21 protein-coding genes are annotated in these 19,975 nt (G+C 41.3%); 8 read left to right on the forward strand and 13 right to left on the reverse strand.

Annotated elements, in window-relative coordinates:
* Positions 1–68: 68 nt before the first annotated feature.
* Complete coding sequence (locus V7K38_RS23585; RefSeq protein ID WP_334861217.1) at positions 69–1,976, reverse strand: P-loop NTPase fold protein; 1,908 nt, start codon at positions 1,974–1,976, stop codon at positions 69–71.
* 48 nt (positions 1,977–2,024) lie between these two features.
* The gene (locus V7K38_RS23590; RefSeq protein WP_334861219.1) at positions 2,025–2,720 is read right to left on the reverse strand and encodes a hypothetical protein; all 696 of its coding nucleotides are present in this window, start codon (positions 2,718–2,720) and stop codon (positions 2,025–2,027) included.
* A 338-nt stretch (positions 2,721–3,058) separates the two neighbouring features.
* Here V7K38_RS23590 and V7K38_RS23595 point away from each other — a divergent pair, with 338 nt between their 5' ends.
* Positions 3,059–3,553, forward strand: a complete 495-nt coding sequence (locus tag V7K38_RS23595) for a hypothetical protein (RefSeq protein WP_334861221.1) — start codon at positions 3,059–3,061, stop codon at positions 3,551–3,553.
* A 94-nt stretch (positions 3,554–3,647) separates the two neighbouring features.
* The gene (locus V7K38_RS23600; RefSeq protein ID WP_334861223.1) at positions 3,648–3,980 is read left to right on the forward strand and encodes a translation initiation factor; all 333 of its coding nucleotides are present in this window, start codon (positions 3,648–3,650) and stop codon (positions 3,978–3,980) included.
* A gap of 410 nt (positions 3,981–4,390) precedes the next feature.
* Here V7K38_RS23600 and V7K38_RS23605 read toward each other — a convergent pair whose 3' ends face one another.
* The 4 genes from V7K38_RS23605 to V7K38_RS23620 form a co-directional block, all read right to left on the reverse strand.
* On the reverse strand, positions 4,391–4,606 hold the full coding sequence (locus V7K38_RS23605; RefSeq protein WP_334861225.1) for an NAD(P)H-quinone oxidoreductase subunit O: 216 nt from the start codon (positions 4,604–4,606) through the stop codon (positions 4,391–4,393).
* Between the two features lie 342 nt (positions 4,607–4,948).
* Entirely contained in the window at positions 4,949–5,815 is an 867-nt protein-coding gene (locus V7K38_RS23610; RefSeq protein WP_334861227.1) for a DNA-formamidopyrimidine glycosylase, read from the reverse strand.
* A 250-nt stretch (positions 5,816–6,065) separates the two neighbouring features.
* A complete protein-coding gene (locus V7K38_RS23615; RefSeq protein ID WP_012410286.1) occupies positions 6,066–6,281 on the reverse strand; it encodes a photosystem I reaction center subunit IV in 216 nt (71 codons plus the stop codon).
* Positions 6,282–6,556: 275 nt separating this feature from the next.
* A complete protein-coding gene (locus V7K38_RS23620; protein ID WP_334861229.1) occupies positions 6,557–7,141 on the reverse strand; it encodes a PAP/fibrillin family protein in 585 nt (194 codons plus the stop codon).
* Positions 7,142–7,383: 242 nt separating this feature from the next.
* Between V7K38_RS23620 and V7K38_RS23625 the strand changes: the two genes are divergently transcribed.
* Positions 7,384–7,620 carry a DUF3134 domain-containing protein gene (locus V7K38_RS23625; RefSeq protein WP_334861231.1) on the forward strand — a complete coding sequence of 79 codons (237 nt, stop codon included), beginning with the start codon at positions 7,384–7,386 and terminating at the stop codon, positions 7,618–7,620.
* 81 nt (positions 7,621–7,701) lie between these two features.
* On the forward strand, positions 7,702–8,793 hold the full coding sequence (gene mraY, locus V7K38_RS23630) for a phospho-N-acetylmuramoyl-pentapeptide-transferase (RefSeq protein ID WP_334861233.1): 1,092 nt from the start codon (positions 7,702–7,704) through the stop codon (positions 8,791–8,793).
* A gap of 161 nt (positions 8,794–8,954) precedes the next feature.
* On the opposite strand, the gene V7K38_RS23635 is transcribed toward mraY, so the two are convergent.
* The 4 genes from V7K38_RS23635 to V7K38_RS23655 all read right to left on the reverse strand — a co-directional run bounded on the left by V7K38_RS23635 (position 8,955) and on the right by V7K38_RS23655 (position 13,579).
* Positions 8,955–10,706, reverse strand: a complete 1,752-nt coding sequence (locus V7K38_RS23635; RefSeq protein ID WP_442940795.1) for a diguanylate cyclase — start codon at positions 10,704–10,706, stop codon at positions 8,955–8,957.
* Between the two features lie 125 nt (positions 10,707–10,831).
* Entirely contained in the window at positions 10,832–11,341 is a 510-nt protein-coding gene (locus V7K38_RS23645; protein ID WP_334861239.1) for a MogA/MoaB family molybdenum cofactor biosynthesis protein, read from the reverse strand.
* 93 nt (positions 11,342–11,434) lie between these two features.
* Positions 11,435–11,776 carry a photosystem II reaction center protein Psb28 gene (gene psb28 / locus V7K38_RS23650; protein ID WP_334861241.1) on the reverse strand — a complete coding sequence of 114 codons (342 nt, stop codon included), beginning with the start codon at positions 11,774–11,776 and terminating at the stop codon, positions 11,435–11,437.
* Between the two features lie 714 nt (positions 11,777–12,490).
* Complete coding sequence (locus tag V7K38_RS23655) at positions 12,491–13,579, reverse strand: aromatic ring-hydroxylating dioxygenase subunit alpha (RefSeq protein ID WP_334861243.1); 1,089 nt, start codon at positions 13,577–13,579, stop codon at positions 12,491–12,493.
* Between the two features lie 590 nt (positions 13,580–14,169).
* On the opposite strand from V7K38_RS23655, the gene V7K38_RS23660 reads away from it, so the two are divergent.
* Positions 14,170–14,598 (forward strand): heavy metal-responsive transcriptional regulator, encoded by a 429-nt coding sequence (locus tag V7K38_RS23660; RefSeq protein WP_334861245.1) that lies wholly within the window; start codon positions 14,170–14,172, stop codon positions 14,596–14,598.
* A 48-nt stretch (positions 14,599–14,646) separates the two neighbouring features.
* Here the strand turns inward: V7K38_RS23660 and V7K38_RS23665 are convergent, their stop codons facing one another.
* The 3 genes from V7K38_RS23665 to V7K38_RS23675 form a co-directional block, all read right to left on the reverse strand.
* On the reverse strand, positions 14,647–14,874 hold the full coding sequence (locus tag V7K38_RS23665) for a hypothetical protein (protein WP_334861247.1): 228 nt from the start codon (positions 14,872–14,874) through the stop codon (positions 14,647–14,649).
* A gap of 19 nt (positions 14,875–14,893) precedes the next feature.
* Positions 14,894–17,221, reverse strand: a complete 2,328-nt coding sequence (locus tag V7K38_RS23670; protein WP_334861257.1) for a heavy metal translocating P-type ATPase — start codon at positions 17,219–17,221, stop codon at positions 14,894–14,896.
* A 251-nt stretch (positions 17,222–17,472) separates the two neighbouring features.
* Positions 17,473–17,667, reverse strand: coding sequence for a heavy-metal-associated domain-containing protein (locus V7K38_RS23675; protein WP_334861249.1), 195 nt, complete (start codon positions 17,665–17,667; stop codon positions 17,473–17,475).
* A 305-nt stretch (positions 17,668–17,972) separates the two neighbouring features.
* Between V7K38_RS23675 and V7K38_RS23680 the strand changes: the two genes are divergently transcribed.
* Genes V7K38_RS23680 through map form a run of 3 tightly spaced genes read left to right on the forward strand, consistent with a single transcriptional unit; the run spans position 17,973 to position 19,883 of the window.
* A complete protein-coding gene (locus tag V7K38_RS23680; RefSeq protein WP_334861251.1) occupies positions 17,973–18,101 on the forward strand; it encodes a hypothetical protein in 129 nt (42 codons plus the stop codon).
* Positions 18,102–18,114: 13 nt separating this feature from the next.
* Positions 18,115–19,089: a Gfo/Idh/MocA family protein gene (locus V7K38_RS23685; RefSeq protein ID WP_334861253.1), complete on the forward strand. Its 975-nt coding sequence runs from the start codon at positions 18,115–18,117 to the stop codon at positions 19,087–19,089.
* A gap of 20 nt (positions 19,090–19,109) precedes the next feature.
* Positions 19,110–19,883 carry a type I methionyl aminopeptidase gene (gene map, locus V7K38_RS23690; RefSeq protein WP_334861255.1) on the forward strand — a complete coding sequence of 258 codons (774 nt, stop codon included), beginning with the start codon at positions 19,110–19,112 and terminating at the stop codon, positions 19,881–19,883.
* The last annotated feature ends 92 nt before the right edge of the window (positions 19,884–19,975 follow it).

Genomic DNA, 19,975 nt, shown 5'->3' on the forward strand with positions numbered 1-19,975 from the left:
TGATATTTGCGTCATGTGTCATATTTTATAACGCACTGTGTACCATTTTACATTCTGATTTTTTAGTTCTACCCCGATTTACCGAGCGGATACAATTTAGTATCGTCTTTATCCTCATTAATCTGAGGCATATTACCAGATTGTTCACTTACAATTTCTCGAAGTAAAAGATTATTAAACGTAATTTTATTTTTGGAAATGATATCAAAAATCTCTTCCTCTGTTAATTGATAATTCCGGCGCTTTTGATAAACAGCTAAAACTGCTATAAGTGGGCGAATTTCTTCCTCTATCAAATCAACGTGTTTACCACCTCTTCCAAATTTAAGTTCGTTCAGCAATTTGTATGCAGATGAATGATTTTTCATCTGTTTTATCTTGGATTCAGAACGAACTAAACACCCGCGAGTAAGGTCATATCTTTCGTAGTCAATTAACCATTTTAATCCTGCTGTTAATGTAACTTGAGAAGACTGTATTACAGCCACACCGATTTTTATTTCTTTCCTGTTCTTACTCCCGACAATCTTGAAGTTTATATAGTTTATATGGTATGTCTTGGGTTGGACATCATTTGTAACTTCTTCAATTATTACTTCTTCTAAAGTCTGCCCTTTTAAAGTTACAAACCCAAAATAGAGAGCTTCAGAAATTAGGTCACTATTCTCTACGTAATCTCCAATATCTTCCTTACTTTCTCTTTGAAATGCCAGAGTAAACCTCTCAAATGGATCAGATGGAAGCGCCTCCTGAACAATCTTAAAATTATCTGCACACCATCGCAGAGCTTCCCTGACACTTGGCTTACTTACTTTACCGTATTCTCTTAGCTTACTTTCTTCAAATGGATAGAGTGGATGAGGAGGAACTAAGTTTTTTAACCTGTAAAACTCTTTCAGCCAAACAGTTACTAATTGAACCATAGAATCACCACTAACGTTGTTTAAATCTAGTGGTTTTCTTTGTGTATATTTTGAAATTCTGTCAGGTGTACCACCTGGCATAGAGTTTACTTTATCTCTCCATGTTTCGGATAACATTACTGTGAGAATAACAATACCTTGACTAAGTTCAGAGTTTTCGAGAGTATCATGGATGATTTTGACAAAATTAGCGATTATGCTTGCTGTTGGCAACCCATCATCAGTAGAATTGTTAATAACATCTATTTCGTCAAAACAAATAACAACAGGGTTATAAAAACTAACCAAATTCAAAATTTGCTGAATATTTTTGAGAGCTTCAGCTTCTCTATCTTGATTTGTTTTGCTAAGATTTGGTAATCCCAACTCATCAGCATTAACTTGAGCTAATTCTTCACCAGATAAATATTTGATTGCAAAAGGTGCTTGAGTTTCTGAAAGCGTCCACAAAATAGCCCTTAAAATATAGGGATCTGCATAGGGTTTATTTTTGATAACTTGTCTTTGCAGAAGACTCACTAAGTTTTTGTTTTTAGACAAACTATCTATATAAGCTTGGTCAAATCTTTTGACTAACTCTGCTGGAGTGGAGAAATTATCAGTTTTAACTTCGTTTACCATAGCGGTAGCTACTTCCTGCCACTGCATTACTTTTTGGCTACCAGTTTTACTCAGACTATCTGCCAAGGTTTTCTGGAATTGGTACTTAACCAAATTTAAGTCTGTATAATTATTGCCACCTGCATAGACAAATAAAGCACCACCTTCTTTTTCCAGTTGATGACGAATGCGACTGAGAAGGTGCGTTTTCCCAACCCCTTTTTGTGCAGTTATGGCAATTGAAGTCACTTTGTCTTGACTAGATTGGCTTGTTCGCACAAATTCAATTGCCTCAAAAACTTTATTAGAAGCATGGGCATTGAGATCGGCTACATCAGGGAATCCTTTCCCCCAGACATCCTGTTCTTTAACTATGCCATCATTGGTAAAAGGATTATGATTTTGAATTGCGACATTGACAGCTTCTATGGAAGAAACAAAGGTATTTGTCATAGTGATTTGATATGGTGCGAGAAATTACAAAGTGTGCGGGCAATTTGATTAAATCAAGCGTTTGGCGTAAGAACGTAGTTCTGCACCGGGTATAGATATTGAATCTTCACGTTTATCAGGGGTAAAGTCTGGTACTTCTCCAGTCATCAACTGTAAAATGTCATCAGCTTGCATTTCTATTACCCAATCATTAAATTCTGTACGGCTAACTCTCTCCCCTATTTCTCTCCTGATACGATAAATTGGTATCAGATTATCTAGGTTGTAGTTTTGGTTCAGCTTGTCATAGACTTCCAACGCTACAGATTTAAATTCGTCGTAAGATGCGATTCCTTCTCTTCGAGACGCTACGCGAACGGAAAGCTGCGCTAACGCACCCTTCCCATTAACTGGTACATCTGCACTACTAACCGCAATATCAATCTGACTAATCCACTTCACCAGCGCATTCGCCGCCCAAGTACCGACAATCGTCCCTTCAAACTTAAACTCGCTACTTCTCAAACCCTCACCCAATACCTCTAAACCCTTGGGAGATGTCAAAGAATATCCCTTTTTCGAGATTGCGATCGCACCCTGATTCTGCAATTCTTCAAATAAACCCTGATAATCTGCTACCTTCTGGCTTTTGGATACAATTCGCTTAGTGAGTTGACCCTTCTTAACTTCCTGCTGCGTTCCTCCTAAATCCCACAAAGCCAAAAGGAGACGAGTACTAATTTGGACTGTATTTTTTGATGTCATATTGAGTGTATTTTTTGACAAAGATCAGCATAGTAACTGTATCTTTTTAATTTATTTACCCACAAAAAATAACCGAGAAATTGCTGAATATTTCGAAATTTCAGCTAAATTGATTAATCAAAAATCAATAATATATTTCCTTGGGATGAATGCAGTTTCTCTCAAAGGCAGGATGGAATGCTTGCGAAAATCGCTCATTATGATAGTGAAACGCTGTAGCTGTGCAGTTGTAAATTGAGTGGTATATGTTCTTTCAATCCCAGGAGAAATAACAGGAATTCCAACTTGGTTTTTGCAACAGCAAGGCTCTTAGCAAATACAGGTGATGAAGAAATCCGATGATCACAATATATAAAGAACGTAAAATTGTTTCGCGTCTATTTGCAGTGCTGCTTTCGGCATTGCTAATGGTACCCTTGCTGAGTAGCTGCGGAGGAGGTTCCCAAAAGGCTAATGTACCACCACCAGTTGATGATAGTGCAGGTAGAACAGTCAGCGATCGCAACTCTACAAACCAACCCGAAGCTAAGAAGGGATTGGGTACAGGGCAAAAAGTGGCGCTTTTAGCAGGTGCTGCGGGACTTTATTACCTCTACAACCAGCATCAAAAAGCTTCAAAAGACGGAGCGGAAGGTAAGTATTATCTTTCGAAGAATGGGCGTGTATACTACCGTGATGCAGAACATCGCGCTCACTTCGTAACTGCACCATCAGAAGGAATTCGAGTCCCCGAATCTGAAGCCCAAAAATATCGGCAATTCCAAGGCTATAACAGGAGTACTACAGGTCGCGATCTCACTGGTATAACTTCAGAGGCGGCTCCGGCACTCTAGATCAGCCAAGCGTGTGTAAATCTAAAGCGGGTTTCCCGGAGGATAACGCCGATCGCGCACGTCGGAAACACGAACTTAAATCAGGAGACAGATTATGGTAGATGAATTTTTCCGAAAGGCGAAAGATTTGCTTTTGGGATCGAACGGCGATCAAGCTGAAGAAGATGCCAAATTGCGCGCTCGCAATGTCCGTCCAGCCAGCGAAGACCCTTACGGTGATCCCGCAGATGCGGCATCTTATGGCGATGTTCGTCCAGCCAGCGAAGACCCCTACGGCGACCCCGCAGATATCGCATCTTACGGCAACGTTCGCCCAGCTAGCGAAGACCCTTACGGCGATCCCGCAGATGCGGCATCTTATGGCGATGTGCGTCCAGCCAGCGAAGACCCCTACGGCGACCCCGCAGATCAAGATTCCCGCCGTTAACACGAACAGCACAAAGATTCTGGTGAGTTCCACAAACCTCTCCATACCTTGAACTAAAGTTCAAGTGTGTCCCTTTCGCCCATCGGAGAGGGACATTTTATGTAATAAAACCAGGGAGAGGTTTCTTTATTAAGTTCATTATTCCGACACTATATAAACCGTCGAATTCATGTTGAATTACGAATTATTTTTTACCCAAAAGTTGCTGCGATCGCTCAATATTTTGACCTTTTTTTAATTAAAAATTGAGAAGCAATTTTATCAACAAGAATCCAGGAGTCAGAATTAAATGCTGACTCCTAGATTAGACCTCTCGCACAAGATCCCTAAACCCCTTCTCGCTTGCGGGGAGGGGTTCTTATTTGTGATTTATATTAAGAGGTCTATTCTTACTCCTGAATTCTCTTTTATTATTTAAACTCTTCAAGTTGATCCACACGTAACCAAACGTTTGGTGTCGGCACTTTCCCAAACTTAATCAGGGCGTAATCACCTTTGACATCAACAATTTCGCCCTTGGTTTCAAACAAGTAAGAAGGAAAGCGAGGATCGCTGGCTTTTGCTTCTAGGCTGTTTTCCAGTTTCTCGCGGATAGCGCGAACCATATCTCCCTTTTTAACTGCCATAAATCCCCTCTCAAATTTCTAGATTGTTTTATCTGCATTTTAGCCTGCCTCCGGCTTCCCTCTCCTTAGTAAGGCTACGGTGTATACACAAGTAAGTCTTTGAGAGTGGCCTCATAGGCTTTTGATCCCCCCAACCCCCCGATAAATTGGGGGGCAAAAGTCTCTTAAAGTCCCCCAATTTATCGGGGGATTTAGGGGGATCTCCAACGATTTTGGGTTTGTACAAAGATGTGTGTACACCGTAGTCTTAGTAAGGAGAGGGATTGAGGGTGAGGTTTGATCTTATATTTAATTACGCCTACCTACTTAATCGCGTCTCTCCCCACTCTTGTAAAGACGCGATTAATCGCGTCTCTTAACTCCCCCTAGCGTTTGACACTGTAGGCAAAAATGACTAGATCGCCCAGCTAGCCTAATCCGTTGAATTGGCATACCACAAACTCGACAGGGTTCTCCAGCGCGATTATAAACCCACGCAACACCACCATAATTGCCGTTGACACCCTGAACACTTAAGAAATTACTAAAAGTTGTACCGCCAGCCTCAATGCTGGTTTCTAAAACTTGAATTATGGCTGTTCGTAAAAGCTCAATTTGCTTTAGCTGTAAATCTATACACAAAGTTTCAGGTAAAATTCCACTCTTAAACAAGGCTTCATCGGCATAAATGTTACCTAATCCCGCCACCACCGATTGATCTAATAGCGCAGTCTTAATCGGACGGCGGCGGTTTTTGAGTTTGCTTTCTAAATATTCAACAGTGAATTCCGGCGAAAATGGATCTGCTGCCAGTTTTCCCAAACCAGTCATAATACTTTCTACAGCAACACCAGGTGGAACCCACCAAATTTTACCGAAGGTACGTTGATCGACAAAACGTAATTCCTGGTGTTCCCCAAAGAATAATCTAACCCGCGTGTGCTTATGTAATGGTTCATCTCGATGCAACCATAATAGTTGACCGGTCATGCGCAGATGAACCCCTAGCCAACTGGTTGAGGAAGGGGAAGAAAGTTCCGCGAGGAGATATTTACCGCGACGATGCCAAGTAGCGATCGCACTCTTTTCAATTCCATCAACAAACTCATCAACAGAAAACGGGTAGGCGATGGTGCGATTGAGCAACACATCTCCACCCGTAATTTCTTGGTTAAGGGTCAATTGATTTAGACCCTTTCGGACTGTTTCAACTTCAGGCAGTTCAGGCATTCAAGCTGATTAAGCAGACAATTTTGATGTACTTGGGGGTTCAATAAAGAAGAGATGGGGTAGTAACTTACACATCAGTAGATAGCTCGTATTATTACCCAAGAGAAACCGTAAATACCCGCAGGGCGGCTCTCATAGATTAGGGTAGGCTAGGGTGAAGAATGAATGAACTGAAATTTTCAGACTTCATACTTCAGACTTAAGACTACCCTTCATCATCGCATCAAACAACCCACTTGTAGCTTTGCTGCTATTTTTTAGCCGGTTTAGCCTTTGGTGCTTCAACCTCGACTAATTCATCCTGAGCAAAGTTGTTGGTATTGATACCAGAGTAATTGACCTTTTCAAAACGGACAATTACAGGGTATTTGATGCCGCTTTGGTCAATGGAAGCCACAGTTCCTAAATCCTGAAACCAGTAGGATTCAGGGCGGAGAATACGTACTTTAGAACCACGTTGAACCATGATTATTTTCCCTTTTAGTTATCAATCGCCAATCTAGAGGGCTAATTGATTTCACTCTACAACCTGAAGGTCGCTGCAAGAGTCTTTGTTAAGTTATTTGTCTGAATTTGGTATAGGGCATTGGGAATTGGGCATTGGGCATTGAATATTAGTTATTCTTTCTCCCTCATCCCCTTCATCTCCCCACACCCAAGATTTAAAAAGTATCAGACCTTACTTGACAAGGTACACGTTATAGCTTACCTTCATTCGCAAACAGTCTTTTTGTACAAACTTTATGTTTTACTCAATATGAACACGCTCCCCTCGTTACCTCTGCCGATTCGCAGATCGTTATCTATATAGGTGATATCTAACCAGCCTTGCTGTTTATCGCTCTTGATTGGAAAATCAATCGCCGGAAATTTTCTACCTTCTTCAATTTGTTGGATAAAAGTTACCGGAGAATTGTATTCTATTAAACGTTGTAAGCCGATAATAGACCGCTCAAATTTCACTTGGACACGTCGACCTGAAACTGGCTCAAATTTAGCAGCAACGCTGACTAATCCTTCCAAATAAGGTAAGCCATAAATCTCAGCTATGTTGTAAACACTGGTAGTCTCTACCCGGATACACTGATAGATTTGACCAAGTTTGCACAAAGGTAGACGATCTAAATTTAAAAGAGCCTTGCTAGTGGTGTATAGTAATCGCCAATTGCCATCTAGCAAATTACCAGCTTCCACCGGACGGGGTGTAGGATTAAAGTCTTCTAAATTGGCGATCGCAGCTAAGATAGCCTGTTTCTGAGCTTCAGTCGCCAGTAGACCGCGATTAGTACCAGCGATCGCATCCATGAGAGCCGCTTTTCCCATCATCGCCTGTCACCTCTAAAATCACTCACTTTCCATCAGCATAAACAAGATATTCATCACATATATGGAGATCCATAAAAATTACTAAGAATCGCTGGACTTAAGCCGTATGCCTATTAAATAAAAAATTTCTATCTGAATGCGGATTTATTCACCAAAGGGTTGAAAAGATAACTAAATTAATCCGTGTCAAGTGATAGACTCTAAATGTCAACTTACGTAAACCTTTTCTTGTCTTCTTTGATATGTTGAACTCTCCATTACGTGAAGAACCCCGTAACCAGCGAGTCCATGTCATCCCCCTAAAGCCAGAGTCTTTTTTATTGGACTGGTTGGAAAATAAAGGTCAGATCGTGACGCGCGACGTTCAAGAACCGGATTTTCAAGATGGCGAAGAAGAAATAGACTCTCTAATGGGTGTAGAAGATGGAATTGGCTACGACCTTGATGATGATGACGATATAGGAATCGCCGAGGATTAGCCTTTTCAGGCTAGGGACTTGGTTGTATCCCTAGCTACTGGATATTCAATTTTAATAAGTGTGGAGTGAAGGGAAACTTCTGTGGACGCTAAATTATCTCCTGAGCAAGGACTAAATATTTCTGGAATCGCGCTAGCTTCTTTATTAGCCGTTGGGTTAGGTACAACAGCATTTTTCTTAGATTCGATAGCCAACAGGCTCCCCTGGCAAAGTATGTCCTTAACCCTACCACTGCTGTTGTGTGCTATGGGTTCAGGTGTAGTTGGCTTTTGGGTAATACCTTTACTTCAAGCACTCAAAACTGGACAAATAATCCGCGAAGATGGCCCCCAAGCCCATCTAAAAAAGGCAGGTACGCCGACAATGGGGGGTATATTTTTTATCCCTGTAGGTGTGATAATTGCTTGCATCTTGTCTAATTTCGCTACAGATGTCCTTGCAGTTTCGGCTTTGACACTCAGCTACGGATTGATTGGGTGGCTTGACGATTGGCAAATTCTGCGCCGGAAATCTAATAAAGGTATATCTCCCGGAACAAAACTTGCTTTGCAAGTCGGTTTCGCGGCAGTGTTTTGTCTCTGGCTGATGTTTAATCAACCTTCTAATATTACAAATATTGCTTTACCTTGGGTCAGCTTCACACTACCATTAGGATTTCTATTTTGGCCTCTAGCTGGTTTTGTGCTAGTTGCAGAAAGTAATGCGACTAATTTAACAGATGGTATTGATGGCTTGGCAGCAGGAACAGTAGCGATCGCACTTTTGGCATTAGGTGCTTTAATCGCACCTACAGCACCAGGTTTGATGGTTTTCTGTGCGGCTTTAAGTGGTGGTTGCTTAGGTTTCTTAGCCCATAATCGTAACCCAGCCCGCGTTTTCATGGGAGATACTGGTTCCCTGGCACTGGGAGGAGCATTAGCTGCTGTAGCGTTATTGACAAACACCTTAGTAGCACTGTTCATTCTCAGTGGTATCTTCTTCGTAGAAACTCTTTCAGTGATGGCACAGGTAAGTTATTACAAAGCCACCAAAGGCCCTGATGGCAAAGGCAAGCGCCTCTTCAAAATGGCACCTTTACACCATCATTTAGAACTCACTGGCTGGTCAGAATTGCAAGTGGTTGGAGTATTTTATGTCATCGCGGCTATTTTGGCTGCCATCTGTTTGGCGTAGGCGCAGCGCAACCCAGGCATCGCTCCATTCTGAATCATATTTTGAGAAAATAGTCAAATACAAAAAAACAACTCCCACATACTCAGGGAGTTGTTTTTTTATCCGGTAAAATTCGTTAGGGACTGACAAGAAATAACCCTTGTAGTGTTGTGAATTATGAATTAATCGTACCTATTTACATACTCCATAACCCGATTCTTCCCTGTTCGCTTTGCCTCAAGCATCGCTTGATTTGCCCGATTCAGAAAATCTTTAACTGTAATCCCTGATTCTGATACAGCTATTCCAAAAGATGCGGTGATGCCTTCGAGGATTTGCTCGCCCTCCCTCAATTGCATTTTTTCAACATCTAGCCTGAGTTGTTCTACTCGCTTCCTGAGAGTTTCTAGTATCATATTGGGCATAACAATTACAAATTCTTCACCACCCCATCTGCAAGGAATATCAAAAGAACGAATAGATTTTAACAGCAGTTTTGCTAATCCCTGAATAACAAGATTGGCAGTCAAATGCCCATAACGTGAGTTGTAAGATTTGAAGTTATCAATATCCAGAAAAATAACACTAAGGGGTTGTCCCGATCGTTCAGCCTCCGCTAGCCTTTGTTCTAGTATAGTTTCCATATATCTTTGATTAAATAGTTGGGTCATCCCATCCCGCAAATTCTCATAGGTAAGACGTTGTTTTATCGAAAGATTATTTAGTGCAAAGCCTAAAGTTCTAGCAATAATCTCAGTAATTTGTTGATCTTCTAGACTGATTTCTTCAAGGGCATGAATGTGTAAAATTCCAACTACTTCGCCTTGCCCAAACAATGGAAAACACAAATGTGCGCCGCTAACAGGTTGGATTAAATGGCTGCACACCAGTCCTGAGTTAGCAGAAGATAAAAGGTTGAATTTACCTCTCCGCAATGCCCAACATTCAGATTGTGAAAATATTTCTTTACTGGTTCTTTCTCCTCCCCAAATACTATTCATTTGAACATAATTCTTAGAATTAGCAATTATACAGATACAACCACTCATATTAGGAAATAGCTTGGAACAGGTTAAAGCGACTGCTTGATAAACCTCATCTTTAGACTCGCAGGAATAAAGCATATCTGCCATATCTGAGAGATATATGAATTCTCGTTTTTTTGCTTCTAATTTCAGTGTTTTTTTTTCTAACTGCCGATTTAGATCGGTGAGCGATCGCTGTGCTTCTATAGATTCTGTAATATCGATACTGATCCCACCGATGCGGCGATCGCCTGTTGCACCATCGCTAAAGGGAAACTTAAACGATAGCCAGTAGCACGGCTGATTATTACCAGGTAGTTTTACCTCCTCAATCAGCTTCAAGGGTTGTAGAGTCTTCAAAACGACTCGATCGTTTTCCATTACCCGCCGCCCCTCTTCGGGATCTGGCAAGAATTCACTATCCGTTTTCCCTAACCATTCTTGTGAATCTACTGAAAATCTAGACTGTATTTCCTGGTTGTAGTAAAGTATTCTAGATTGCTCATCTTTGATATATACTGCAAAGAGGCATTGCTCTAAAAATAGCCGTTGCATCTGCTGACTGCGTTGAAGTTCGCGGGTATCTTCTTGAGATTTAGCGATCGCCTCTACAATTTGATAAGCGGTTGGCATTAGGCAGAGTAAGGCAAATAATGAAATAAACGCCATTAGATCAAGCACGACTAAATACAACAGCGACACTGCCGAATGTAGCTCAAAGGCCGTCAAAAGGTGATGAAATCCGCAAAATAGTATGAATCCACCTGATAACAAAAAGGCTAGCCAAAACTTAGAAGGGATAGTTGCCTTAGTTTTAGCAAAGAAAACTCCTATTAATATGGGGATGCCAAAGTATGAAAATGCAGTTATCCCGTGAGCAATTATGCAATTCCAGTAAATAAGCTGCATTCCTGACCTGACATGAATATTTAGTCCCTTCAGACTATATTCTGAGTAATCTTAAGATGTAAGTAGATAAAGGATGATTTCAGTGGCTCATGCCTTAATTTTATAGTAGCCCCCTGAAAGGCTGCTCATTTCAACCCCTTACATTGACTTACCAAGTGAGAAAGTTCGGGTAAAATAAGTTTTTCCATCGCCAGGCGCACAGCATTACTAGAACCAGGAAGCGAAAAGATTAATTTATTTTGATAAACACCAGCAACAGCGCGAGAAGCGATCGCCCGTGAACCAATTTCTTGATAACTTAAAAAACGAAATAACTCACCAAATCCTGGCAAAGTTTTCTCTAATAACTTCTCAATGGCATCATAAGTGGTATCTCTTGGTGCAATACCTGTGCCACCATTAAAAATTAAAGCATCCAAATTTGAGCTTTTACCCAGATGTTCTATCTGCTCTTGAATCTGTGTTGGTTCATCTTTGATAATCGTGTATGCTCCGACAGCATAGTTAGCACCAAAGAGTAAGTGCTGAATTAGCTGGCCACTTTTGTCTGTTTCCGGTGTGCGTGTATCGCTGACAGTAACCACAGCACAAGTTACCGTAATCCCAAGCAAATCTGGATGTGGTTGTTGTGTCATGGGTTAAGCTTGTAACTTTTTATAATGGGCAATTGGGCAGGGAGAAGAATGCATTCTACATGAAAAAATCACCTATGCCCTGCGCCCTGTGTCCTATTTTTCAGCTTTGCTGAGTCCAAGATCGTTTTCTTCAGCATACCGTTCCATAAAGCGCATAAAGCGCTCCCATTCTTGGGCAGACTTCATTACGTAAAGTGCTTCTAATGCTTCCGGTTTCCCGTTGACAAATTTAGCCTTCACTTCACGGGTAATGATTTCGCCTTCTTCGTCACTCAAGTACATGCCGGTAATATCTTCGGTGCTACCTTGATCTAAAATCTTCGGATTCGTAAAAATAAATGTCGCTGTACCACTGTCGCCAGTACGCGATCGCGTCAAACGCACCTCTGGAATTACCTTTTCGTCAAGACCTCTAGAAAACTGGATTTTCGCCATGATGAATGAATTTAAACTTTTGTGATGGTTAATTTAATATTCTCTCATCAATTAGAACACCACGATATAGAGGCTACTGTTATTCATTTTTTAGTATATATACTTAAACTACTTCTTTTCACAGTAACAAATTTTATTTTTTTAGTTATGTTGCGTCAAGTCGTGGTGCCAATGTAGTAGGCAAAACTAGCACATCTTGACAATGAACTAAATAAAATTGAGTTTACATTGTAATCATGAGACTTATGTAAATATACAGTTATTTGCCATATCAAAATGAGCATTTCTAACGCAGAAAACAAGGAAAATATAGATATCCAGTTAATTGGTGTTGATTTATACTATTTCAAATTTTTGTAGTCGTTATACTCATAGCTTAGGTTCTACCTGGGAATTAGGAAGTGGCTTTGCCACTTCTTTTTATTTATCTATAGCAATCGTAAATCATTCGTGAACAATGAAATCCCCGACTTCTTAGAGAAGTCGGGGATCTAAGCGTCGTAGGGGCAATTCATGAATTGCCCCTACGACGGATCTGTTTTTTAAATCATATATACTTGGTCTTTCCTGTCAATGCGTAAGTCCCAGAAATTTTAACTTTTATTAGTTTTTATATCATGTCTGTTTAATTGACCATAAAATAATTAGCCTGTTAAGCTATGGGTTGATAACCTTCAGGTAATCTCACAGAATTCTGGTCATAGAGACATGATATTAGTCATTACTCATTGTATCTTGCCATCTTTCGCGCTTGGGCTTGCTCTCCACATCGCGCGATCGCATATCTTGCCAAGTCCCCCACATTAGAGATTGCTGTTTTTCAACATGGTTAATAAAGTGCATGATTGACTGATCCGCTTTGATTGGGGTTTTCAAATCAAACTTAATTGTTTGGACAACCTTAATGTCAGCCATGAGAAAAAACTTCCCAGCAATCTTAGTTAGCCACAAAACAACTCGATTGCATAACCAACCAAAAAATCCTTTACGTTTCTTAGTCATCAACAAAATTTGACCTTCAGCTTTTCCGCCTTCGTGGAGGCGAACTGCAAACATGGCATAGACATGGAAGAAATCAGGGCCAAATGTCGAAATGTTAATGCTACCGTACCAATAGCAAATACTATAAGTTATGGCATTTTTGTAAAAAGGACGAATGAACTTAATAAAAGATGAATTATCTTTGGCGGGTGTAATATTACTGAAGATAATTGCATTTTCATTCAGTTCTTGTTTTTCAAAAATAACTTCTATTGGCAGTTGATGAACTGTATTGAAGTGTTGAGCATCGATGGCGTTAATCATCACCACATTGGGGTGACAGTTCACCAAAAAATGAGAATGGATGGTGACATCGCACTCTCTTTGTTCTAACTCTGGAACAAAAGGTAAGGGTTGTTGTGGTATTTCTCCAGTCCAAACCCAAATCATGCCGTACTTCTCAGCAGTAGGCCAAGTTTGTAACTTTAGAGAAGGCGGTGTATCTAAGCATGGAATATCAATACACATCCCCTCAGCATCAAACTTCCAGTGGTGGAAAAAACAACGGAGTGCATTACCTTCAACTTTGCCTTCAGCAAGGTGAGCGCCCATGTGGGGACAGTAAGCATCAAAGGTAGCGACTCTTTTATCTTTACCACGGTAAATTACTAGTTCTCTGCCCAAAATCTTGACAGGTTTTACTTCACCCACCCGCAGATTTCGAGAGGGTATCACCCAATACCATCCTTCAATAAAACGCTCTGGATTATTAAAAGTTTTAGGTTTACGGATTGAGCCAGAAGTCTGCGAGTTGAAATTCATTTTTATAGTTTCACTTGAGGTGAAGCAGTTAATCTAGAAGTAACATAAAAAATTTTAAAAAACAGTTACTTTTAGTACTATGACCAACAGCTACCCAATAAATAGATAAAAATCAATAGGGATAAAATTAATTTAATTCTATTAAAAGTATTAAAAATATCCGAACTAAATATAAGCTTATGTAAGCTAGTATCGATTCTTAATAAAAATAAAAACTTAGTAAAATTTTTAATCGAATAAAACTTTGAAATATTGATATAGGATTACTATTTGATTTTTGAACGAAATTAGGTATTGTCGGGGAGACAGTGCGTTGCGGTGAATCCAGAGCTGTAGGCGGGTTTCCCGCCGTAGGCGACTGGTAAACCCGAAGGGAGTTTCCCTCCGTTGTAGCAACTGGCGTTGTGTTAGAACGGAGTTCGTAACGCACTATTATCAAGGGTTTGAGGCGTTACGCTGTCGCTAACACATCCTACGGATATTTTCAGAAATCAAACCGGATTCCTATATTAATATTTTGCCAAACTCTCAAACAGCTTAATAGCTAATAGAATATGTGATAATGATTACAAGAGTTGGGGAAATCTGCCGTGTTAACTCAAGATGAAAAACTGCTTTTAATTGGTCAGGTAACAGATATAAGCGGAATCCCCATTAGGACAATTCGCTATTATGAGAGTTTAGGTTTACTCAAGTCTTCAAGACGAACAGAGGGGGGCTTCCGCCAGTTTTCATTGGATGTGCTGACTCGTCTAGCGTTCATTAAAAGGGCGCAAAATCTTGGTCTTAGCTTAGAAGAGATTGGAAATATTCTTCAGGTTTACGATCAAGGACAAGCTCCATGCGGTGAAATTAAAGAAAAGCTTGAAGACAAGCTATTGCAAATCGATCGCCAAATCGATCAGTTGTTAACTTTACGCTCTGAAATTAAGGGATTACTTTCAGGCTGGAAGAACATCAACAACCACCATGAAGATACAATTTGTCCCATTATTCAAAACACCTCTGTTAGCGGATAGCTATGGTTTAGCCCGTGCTGAGTGTTAAAAACTAAAAAGAGAATGGCATCAGGACTCAGGACTTTTATAGATGAGAAACCACCATAACTCTAGTCCAATCAAGGCTAAACCAGCGATCGCAACACCGACTTTCAAAGCCAAAGGTTGCTCTATGTGGTTAAACTGGTTGTTTTGCTCTGACGAGTGGGCTGACATTTCTGCTAGTGTTACACCTGATGTTGTAGTGAGAAGCACTAAAGCTGTAAGGCTTGCCCAAAGCATTTTTTTACTGAGCATTTCCTAAATTAACCTGCGATTATGAGATAGTTTTTGGTTGAAAATTACGCAATCTGAGAGCATTACTAACAACAGATAGCGACGAAAGAGCCATCGCACCCCCAGCGATAATTGGATTGAGTAACCAACCAAAAATCGGGAATAAAATTCCAGCCGCAATGGGAATACCAATGACGTTGTAAATAAAGGCAAAGAAGAGATTTTGCCTGATATTGTTGATGGTGGCACGGCTGAGTTGAATAGCTGTGACAATTCCTTGTAAATCTCCAGAAATTAGGGTTATATCACTAGCTGCGATCGCAACATCTGTTCCTGTGCCAATAGCAATTCCCACATCAGCCTGTGCTAAGGCTGGCGCATCATTTATACCATCGCCAACCATTGCAACAAGGGATTGGTTACTGGGGATTGGGTACTGGGGATTGGGAAAACTCTTCCCCAGTTCCCAGTCGCTAGTCCCCAGTCCCCCTTTCTGAAGAAATTGGATAATCGCCGCCTTTTGATCTGGACGCACTTCGGCAAAGACTCGCTGGATACCAACTTCCTCTGCGATCGCATCAGCCGTTTTCCGATTATCACCAGTAAGCATTACTACTTCTAAACCTAACTTTTGTAAGGCTTTTACCACTGCTACTGATGAAGGTTTGAGAGCATCGGCAATACCCATTATTCCTTGTAGTTCGCCATCTACAGCAATCAAAATAACTGTTTTACCAGCCGCTTCCCAGGCATCTTTATACTGCTGGAGAGCAATAATGTTAATTCCCAGTTCTGTTAACCAGCGTTGTGTACCAATTTGCACAAGCTGATTTGAAACAACTGCTTGCACACCACTACCTGCATTAGCCACGAAGTTCTGTGCATCTATTAAATTTACTTCTTGAGACTGGGCATATTTCACCACTGCTGAAGCTAAAGGATGCTCCGAATTCCGTTCTACCGTTGCTGCTAACTGTAAAAGCTTGATTTCATTCCCATTAGCTGTACCGTTGACAGTTACAAAGTCTGTCACCGTAGGTTTCCCTTGAGTCAAAGTGCCGGTTTTATCTAGAACGATGGTTTGAATTTTGTGTGCTAGTTCTAAGCTGTCAGCACCTTTAATTAAGATGCCATTTTCTGCACCTTTGCCCGTCCCCACCATTACAGATGTGGGGGTAGCTAAACCCAAAGCACAAGGACAAGCGATAATTAGTACACCCACCGTAGTCATTGTTGCTAGGGTGAGATTGCCAGTAAAGTTAAACCAAATGATAAAAGTGGCGATCGCAATGGCAATCACAGCTGGTACAAACCATCCTGTCACTTGATCTGCCAAGCGCTGAATTGGTGCTTTAGAACCTTGTGCTTGTTGGACTAATTTGACGATTTGAGCCAAAAACGTATCATTTCCGACTCGTGTCACCCGAAACTGAAATGCACCAGCACCATTAATCGTTGCCCCAATCACCTCATCTCCTGGCTGCTTTTTGACTGGCAAACTTTCACCCGTCACCATCGCTTCATCTACTGACGAAGCGCCTGTAATTACCTCGCCATCTACCGGAATTTTCTCACCAGGACGCACTAAAATCACATCATTGATTCTGACTTGGGCGATGGGAACATCAATTTCCACACCATTACGGATAACTCTGGCATCTCTAGCTTGCAATCCGATCAGTTTGCGGATGGCTTCAGAAGTTTGTCCCCTAGCGCGATTTTCTAATAATCGCCCTAACAAAATTAAGGTAATGACGATCGCGGCAACTTCATAATAAACATGAGGTATCAAGCCCTGAGCAATAAAAAATTTCGGGAAAACAGTAACAAACAAAGAATATATATATGCTGCACTTGTACCCAAAGCAATCAGCGTGTCCATCGTCGCCGTATGGCGCTTAAGAGATTTCCAGCCATTGCGGTAAAAAGATCCACCACACCAAAATATCACGGGTGTTGTCAGCACTAACTGTAGCCAAGGATTTTGCAAGAAGCTGGGAATTAAGGGGAAGTTTAGCCCAGTCATCATCTGCAACGACCCCAAAAAGAGGAAAATACTGATTACACCTCCCACAACTACCTTGAGGAAAAGTTCGCGTTGTAATGCCTCCCTACTCCCTTTCTCAGCATCATCTTCTTCAGAGAGCAATTCTAACTGGAGTGAAGAGGAAGAGTATCCCGCAGATGCGATCGCAGCTTGAATTTTCTCTAAATTGGCTAGAGAGCGATCGTACCTAATAGCGACTTGTTCTGCTCCAAAGTTAACGTTGCAGTCAATCACCCCAGAAACAGAGCGAATTGCCTTTTCGATATTGTTGGCGCAACCAGCGCAACTCATGCCTCGAAGTTTGAGTGTGAGAGTATCCATGTTGGGGATTGGGGGTTGGGGATTGGGGATTGGGGATTGGGCTTTGAGGACTTGGAAATATGGGGATTGGGATTGGGCTTTGAGGACTTGGAAATATGGGGATTGGGATTGGGCATTGAGGACTTGGAAATATGGGGATTGGGATTGGGCAAATGGATACTTCTTTCTTTTGCTCAATACCCAGTCCCCAGTACCCAGTACCCAGTACCTAGTACCCAGTACCTAGTACCCAGTCCCCAGTCCCCAGTCCCTTAAGCAACTGGATAGCCAGCAACAGCCAACGCTTCCTTAATTACTGTTTCTGATGCTTGAGTTTCTACACTGACAAGCTTGGTTGTAGGATCAGCCTGAACGCTGGCATTGGCATCGACTGCCTGAAGTGCTTTAGTAATGGTGCTGGCACAAACAGAACAAGACATGTTAGGAACTGTGAGTTGGAGAGTCATAGATTTACGGGATAGATAATAATGAACAACCTAGCCAAACCAAGCTGGATGACTGAAGAACAACCATCAACAGTCAGAAATAACTGGAAAGAGAGTCGCCTTAAATTCATCCTAGACTCTCTAGCCGGCTGGAGAGTCTAGAGAATTTTAAAAGTTTTTAGCTAAAGTTCAATTTTCTTTACAGATGTAGTATATAAATTGCTAAAAATACGAAATACTACAAGATGCTTGTTTTCCGATGCAAGTCTGTCGCTGATTTGACAATTGACGAATTCCTGGCAAAGCGCGACTAATTCGTAGAAAAGATGAAGGGGGATTACTTCTTTGGTACGCGAGATGTGACAATGACTGCTGAAGCAATGCGATCGCTATTTCAATACGGAGTTCGTGGTTGGCTGGATGCCATGCTAAATCGGGCTACGGGAAGTGTATAATTTAGGAGTAGCTTTGGAAAAAGCAAGAGTGCGTGTAGGTTTGGTAGGTACTGGGTATGCGGCAAAGTTCCGGGCTGAGGCATTGCTCCATGATGAGCGATCGCAGTTAATAGCAGTTGTTGGTCATACCGCAGAAAAAACAGAAGCCTTTGTCAAAGAATATCAGATTGAAGCGTTGAATTCTTGGCAAGAGCTAGTAGAGCGTGAAGATTTAGACCTAGTGGTAATTTGCACTGTTAATCGAGATCATGGTGCGATCGCTCGTGCAGCACTTACCAACGGCAAACATGTAATTATAGAGTATCCCCTTTCGCTCGATATAGTCGAAGCTGAGGAACTAATCGCCCTAGCCAAAGCACAACAAAAACTTTTACACGTAGAACACCTAGAACTTTTGGGTGGTTTACATCAAGCCTTGAAGCAAAACTTAGACAAAATTGGTGAAGTATTTTATGTCCGCTACAGCACCATCAACCCTCAAAATCCTGCACCCCGTAAATGGACTTATAACCACGAGTTGTTCGGTTTCCCCTTAATTGGGGCGCTGTCTCGCCTACATCGCCTCACCGATTTATTTGGTACAGTATTTACTGTTAACTGTCACCAGCGATACTGGGAAACAGAACCGGAATACTACCAAACCTGTTTTTGTACTAGTCAAATCTGCTTTAACAGTGGACTTTTAGCTCAAGTAGTCTATGGCAAAGGCGAGAGTATTTGGCAATCAGAACGCAAGTTTGAAGTTCACGGTGAAAAAGGTGGTTTAGTTTTTGATGGCGACACAGGAATTTTCATCCAGCCAGGGGAAACAACATCTATAGAAGTTGGTCCTCGCCGGGGTTTGTTCGCTAAAGACACGAGTATGGTGTTAGATCATCTTTTCGATGGCACTCCTTTGTACGTTACCCCAGAGGAGAGCTTATATACCTTAAAGGTTGCTGATGCTGCCCAAAGAGCGGCACAGACAGGGTTTACTATGTTTATGTAAATTTGTCTAGATAAAAGTTAATGAAAACCGAACTAATTGTTATTTTATCCCAACGAGAAATAGAGAAAATGCGTCAAGCTGGGCGTTTAGCAGCTAAACTTCTCCAGCATCTGGAACCATTTGTGAAGCCAGGGGTTAGCAGTCTAGAATTAAATGATGAAGCCGAACGTTGGACACAAGCGCATGGGGCAAAAAGCGCACCTCTTGGCTATAAAGGTTATCCCAAATCGATTTGCACTAGTGTAAATGAGGTAATCTGTCATGGCATTCCTAACGCAAAGCAGATTCTTAAAGACGGTGACATTATTAATATTGATGTAACGCCGATTGTTGAAGGTTATCACGGCGATACATCCAAGACATTTTTTGTTGGTACACCTTCTCCAAAAACGAGAAAGCTGGTAGAAGTGACAGAGGAGTGTTTGCGTCTGGGGATTGCTGAAGTTAAACCTGGGGGACGGATTGGCGATATTGGTGCAGCCATTCAAGAGTATGCTGAAGGACAAGGCTTTTCTGTGGTGCGAGATTTCGTTGGACACGGCATCAGTAACATTTTTCACACTGCACCCGATGTTCCCCATTATGGCACTCGCGGTAAGGGCAAGCGCCTCAGACCGGGGATGGTTTTTACAATTGAGCCAATGATTAATGAAGGTACTTACGAAGTCGAAGTTCTCAGCGATAAGTGGACTGCGGTAACGCGCGATCGCAAACTTTCTGCTCAATGTGAGCATACCTTAGCTGTAACTGAAGATGGCGTTGAAATTCTCACCTTACCTGAAGTTAAAAAGTAAGGTTCTTCAGTACTTGTTATGCTTAACTAATAATTAAAATGCCAATTCAATAAGCATCTTACTCTAAAATTATTAAAGTTTCTGAACCCATA

This window comes from Nostoc sp. (assembly GCF_036917465.1).
Lineage (GTDB): Bacteria > Cyanobacteriota > Cyanobacteriia > Cyanobacteriales > Nostocaceae > Nostoc.

Excerpts from the sequence above, each read along its gene's own strand:
- V7K38_RS23615 (WP_012410286.1), bottom strand. The coding sequence starts at position 6,281 with ATGGTTCAACGTGGTTCTAAAGTACGTATTCTCCGCCCTGAATCCTAC.
- V7K38_RS23600 (WP_334861223.1), top strand. The coding sequence starts at position 3,648 with ATGGTAGATGAATTTTTCCGAAAGGCGAAAGATTTGCTTTTGGGATCG.
- V7K38_RS23610 (WP_334861227.1), bottom strand. The coding sequence starts at position 5,815 with ATGCCTGAACTGCCTGAAGTTGAAACAGTCCGAAAGGGTCTAAATCAA.
- V7K38_RS23590 (WP_334861219.1), bottom strand. The coding sequence starts at position 2,720 with ATGACATCAAAAAATACAGTCCAAATTAGTACTCGTCTCCTTTTGGCT.
- V7K38_RS23655 (WP_334861243.1), bottom strand. The coding sequence starts at position 13,579 with ATGAATTTCAACTCGCAGACTTCTGGCTCAATCCGTAAACCTAAAACT.
- V7K38_RS23645 (WP_334861239.1), bottom strand. The coding sequence starts at position 11,341 with ATGACACAACAACCACATCCAGATTTGCTTGGGATTACGGTAACTTGT.
- V7K38_RS23665 (WP_334861247.1), bottom strand. The coding sequence starts at position 14,874 with ATGCTCAGTAAAAAAATGCTTTGGGCAAGCCTTACAGCTTTAGTGCTT.
- map (WP_334861255.1), top strand. The coding sequence starts at position 19,110 with ATGAAAACCGAACTAATTGTTATTTTATCCCAACGAGAAATAGAGAAA.
- V7K38_RS23670 (WP_334861257.1), bottom strand. The coding sequence starts at position 17,221 with ATGGATACTCTCACACTCAAACTTCGAGGCATGAGTTGCGCTGGTTGC.
- V7K38_RS23620 (WP_334861229.1), bottom strand. The coding sequence starts at position 7,141 with ATGATGGGAAAAGCGGCTCTCATGGATGCGATCGCTGGTACTAATCGC.
- V7K38_RS23635 (WP_442940795.1), bottom strand. The coding sequence starts at position 10,706 with ATGCAGCTTATTTACTGGAATTGCATAATTGCTCACGGGATAACTGCA.
- V7K38_RS23595 (WP_334861221.1), top strand. The coding sequence starts at position 3,059 with ATGATCACAATATATAAAGAACGTAAAATTGTTTCGCGTCTATTTGCA.
- V7K38_RS23680 (WP_334861251.1), top strand. The coding sequence starts at position 17,973 with ATGAAGGGGGATTACTTCTTTGGTACGCGAGATGTGACAATGACTGCT.
- V7K38_RS23625 (WP_334861231.1), top strand. The coding sequence starts at position 7,384 with ATGTTGAACTCTCCATTACGTGAAGAACCCCGTAACCAGCGAGTCCAT.
- psb28 (WP_334861241.1), bottom strand. The coding sequence starts at position 11,776 with ATGGCGAAAATCCAGTTTTCTAGAGGTCTTGACGAAAAGGTAATTCCA.
- V7K38_RS23675 (WP_334861249.1), bottom strand. The coding sequence starts at position 17,667 with ATGACTCTCCAACTCACAGTTCCTAACATGTCTTGTTCTGTTTGTGCC.
- V7K38_RS23585 (WP_334861217.1), bottom strand. The coding sequence starts at position 1,976 with ATGACAAATACCTTTGTTTCTTCCATAGAAGCTGTCAATGTCGCAATT.
- V7K38_RS23605 (WP_334861225.1), bottom strand. The coding sequence starts at position 4,606 with ATGGCAGTTAAAAAGGGAGATATGGTTCGCGCTATCCGCGAGAAACTG.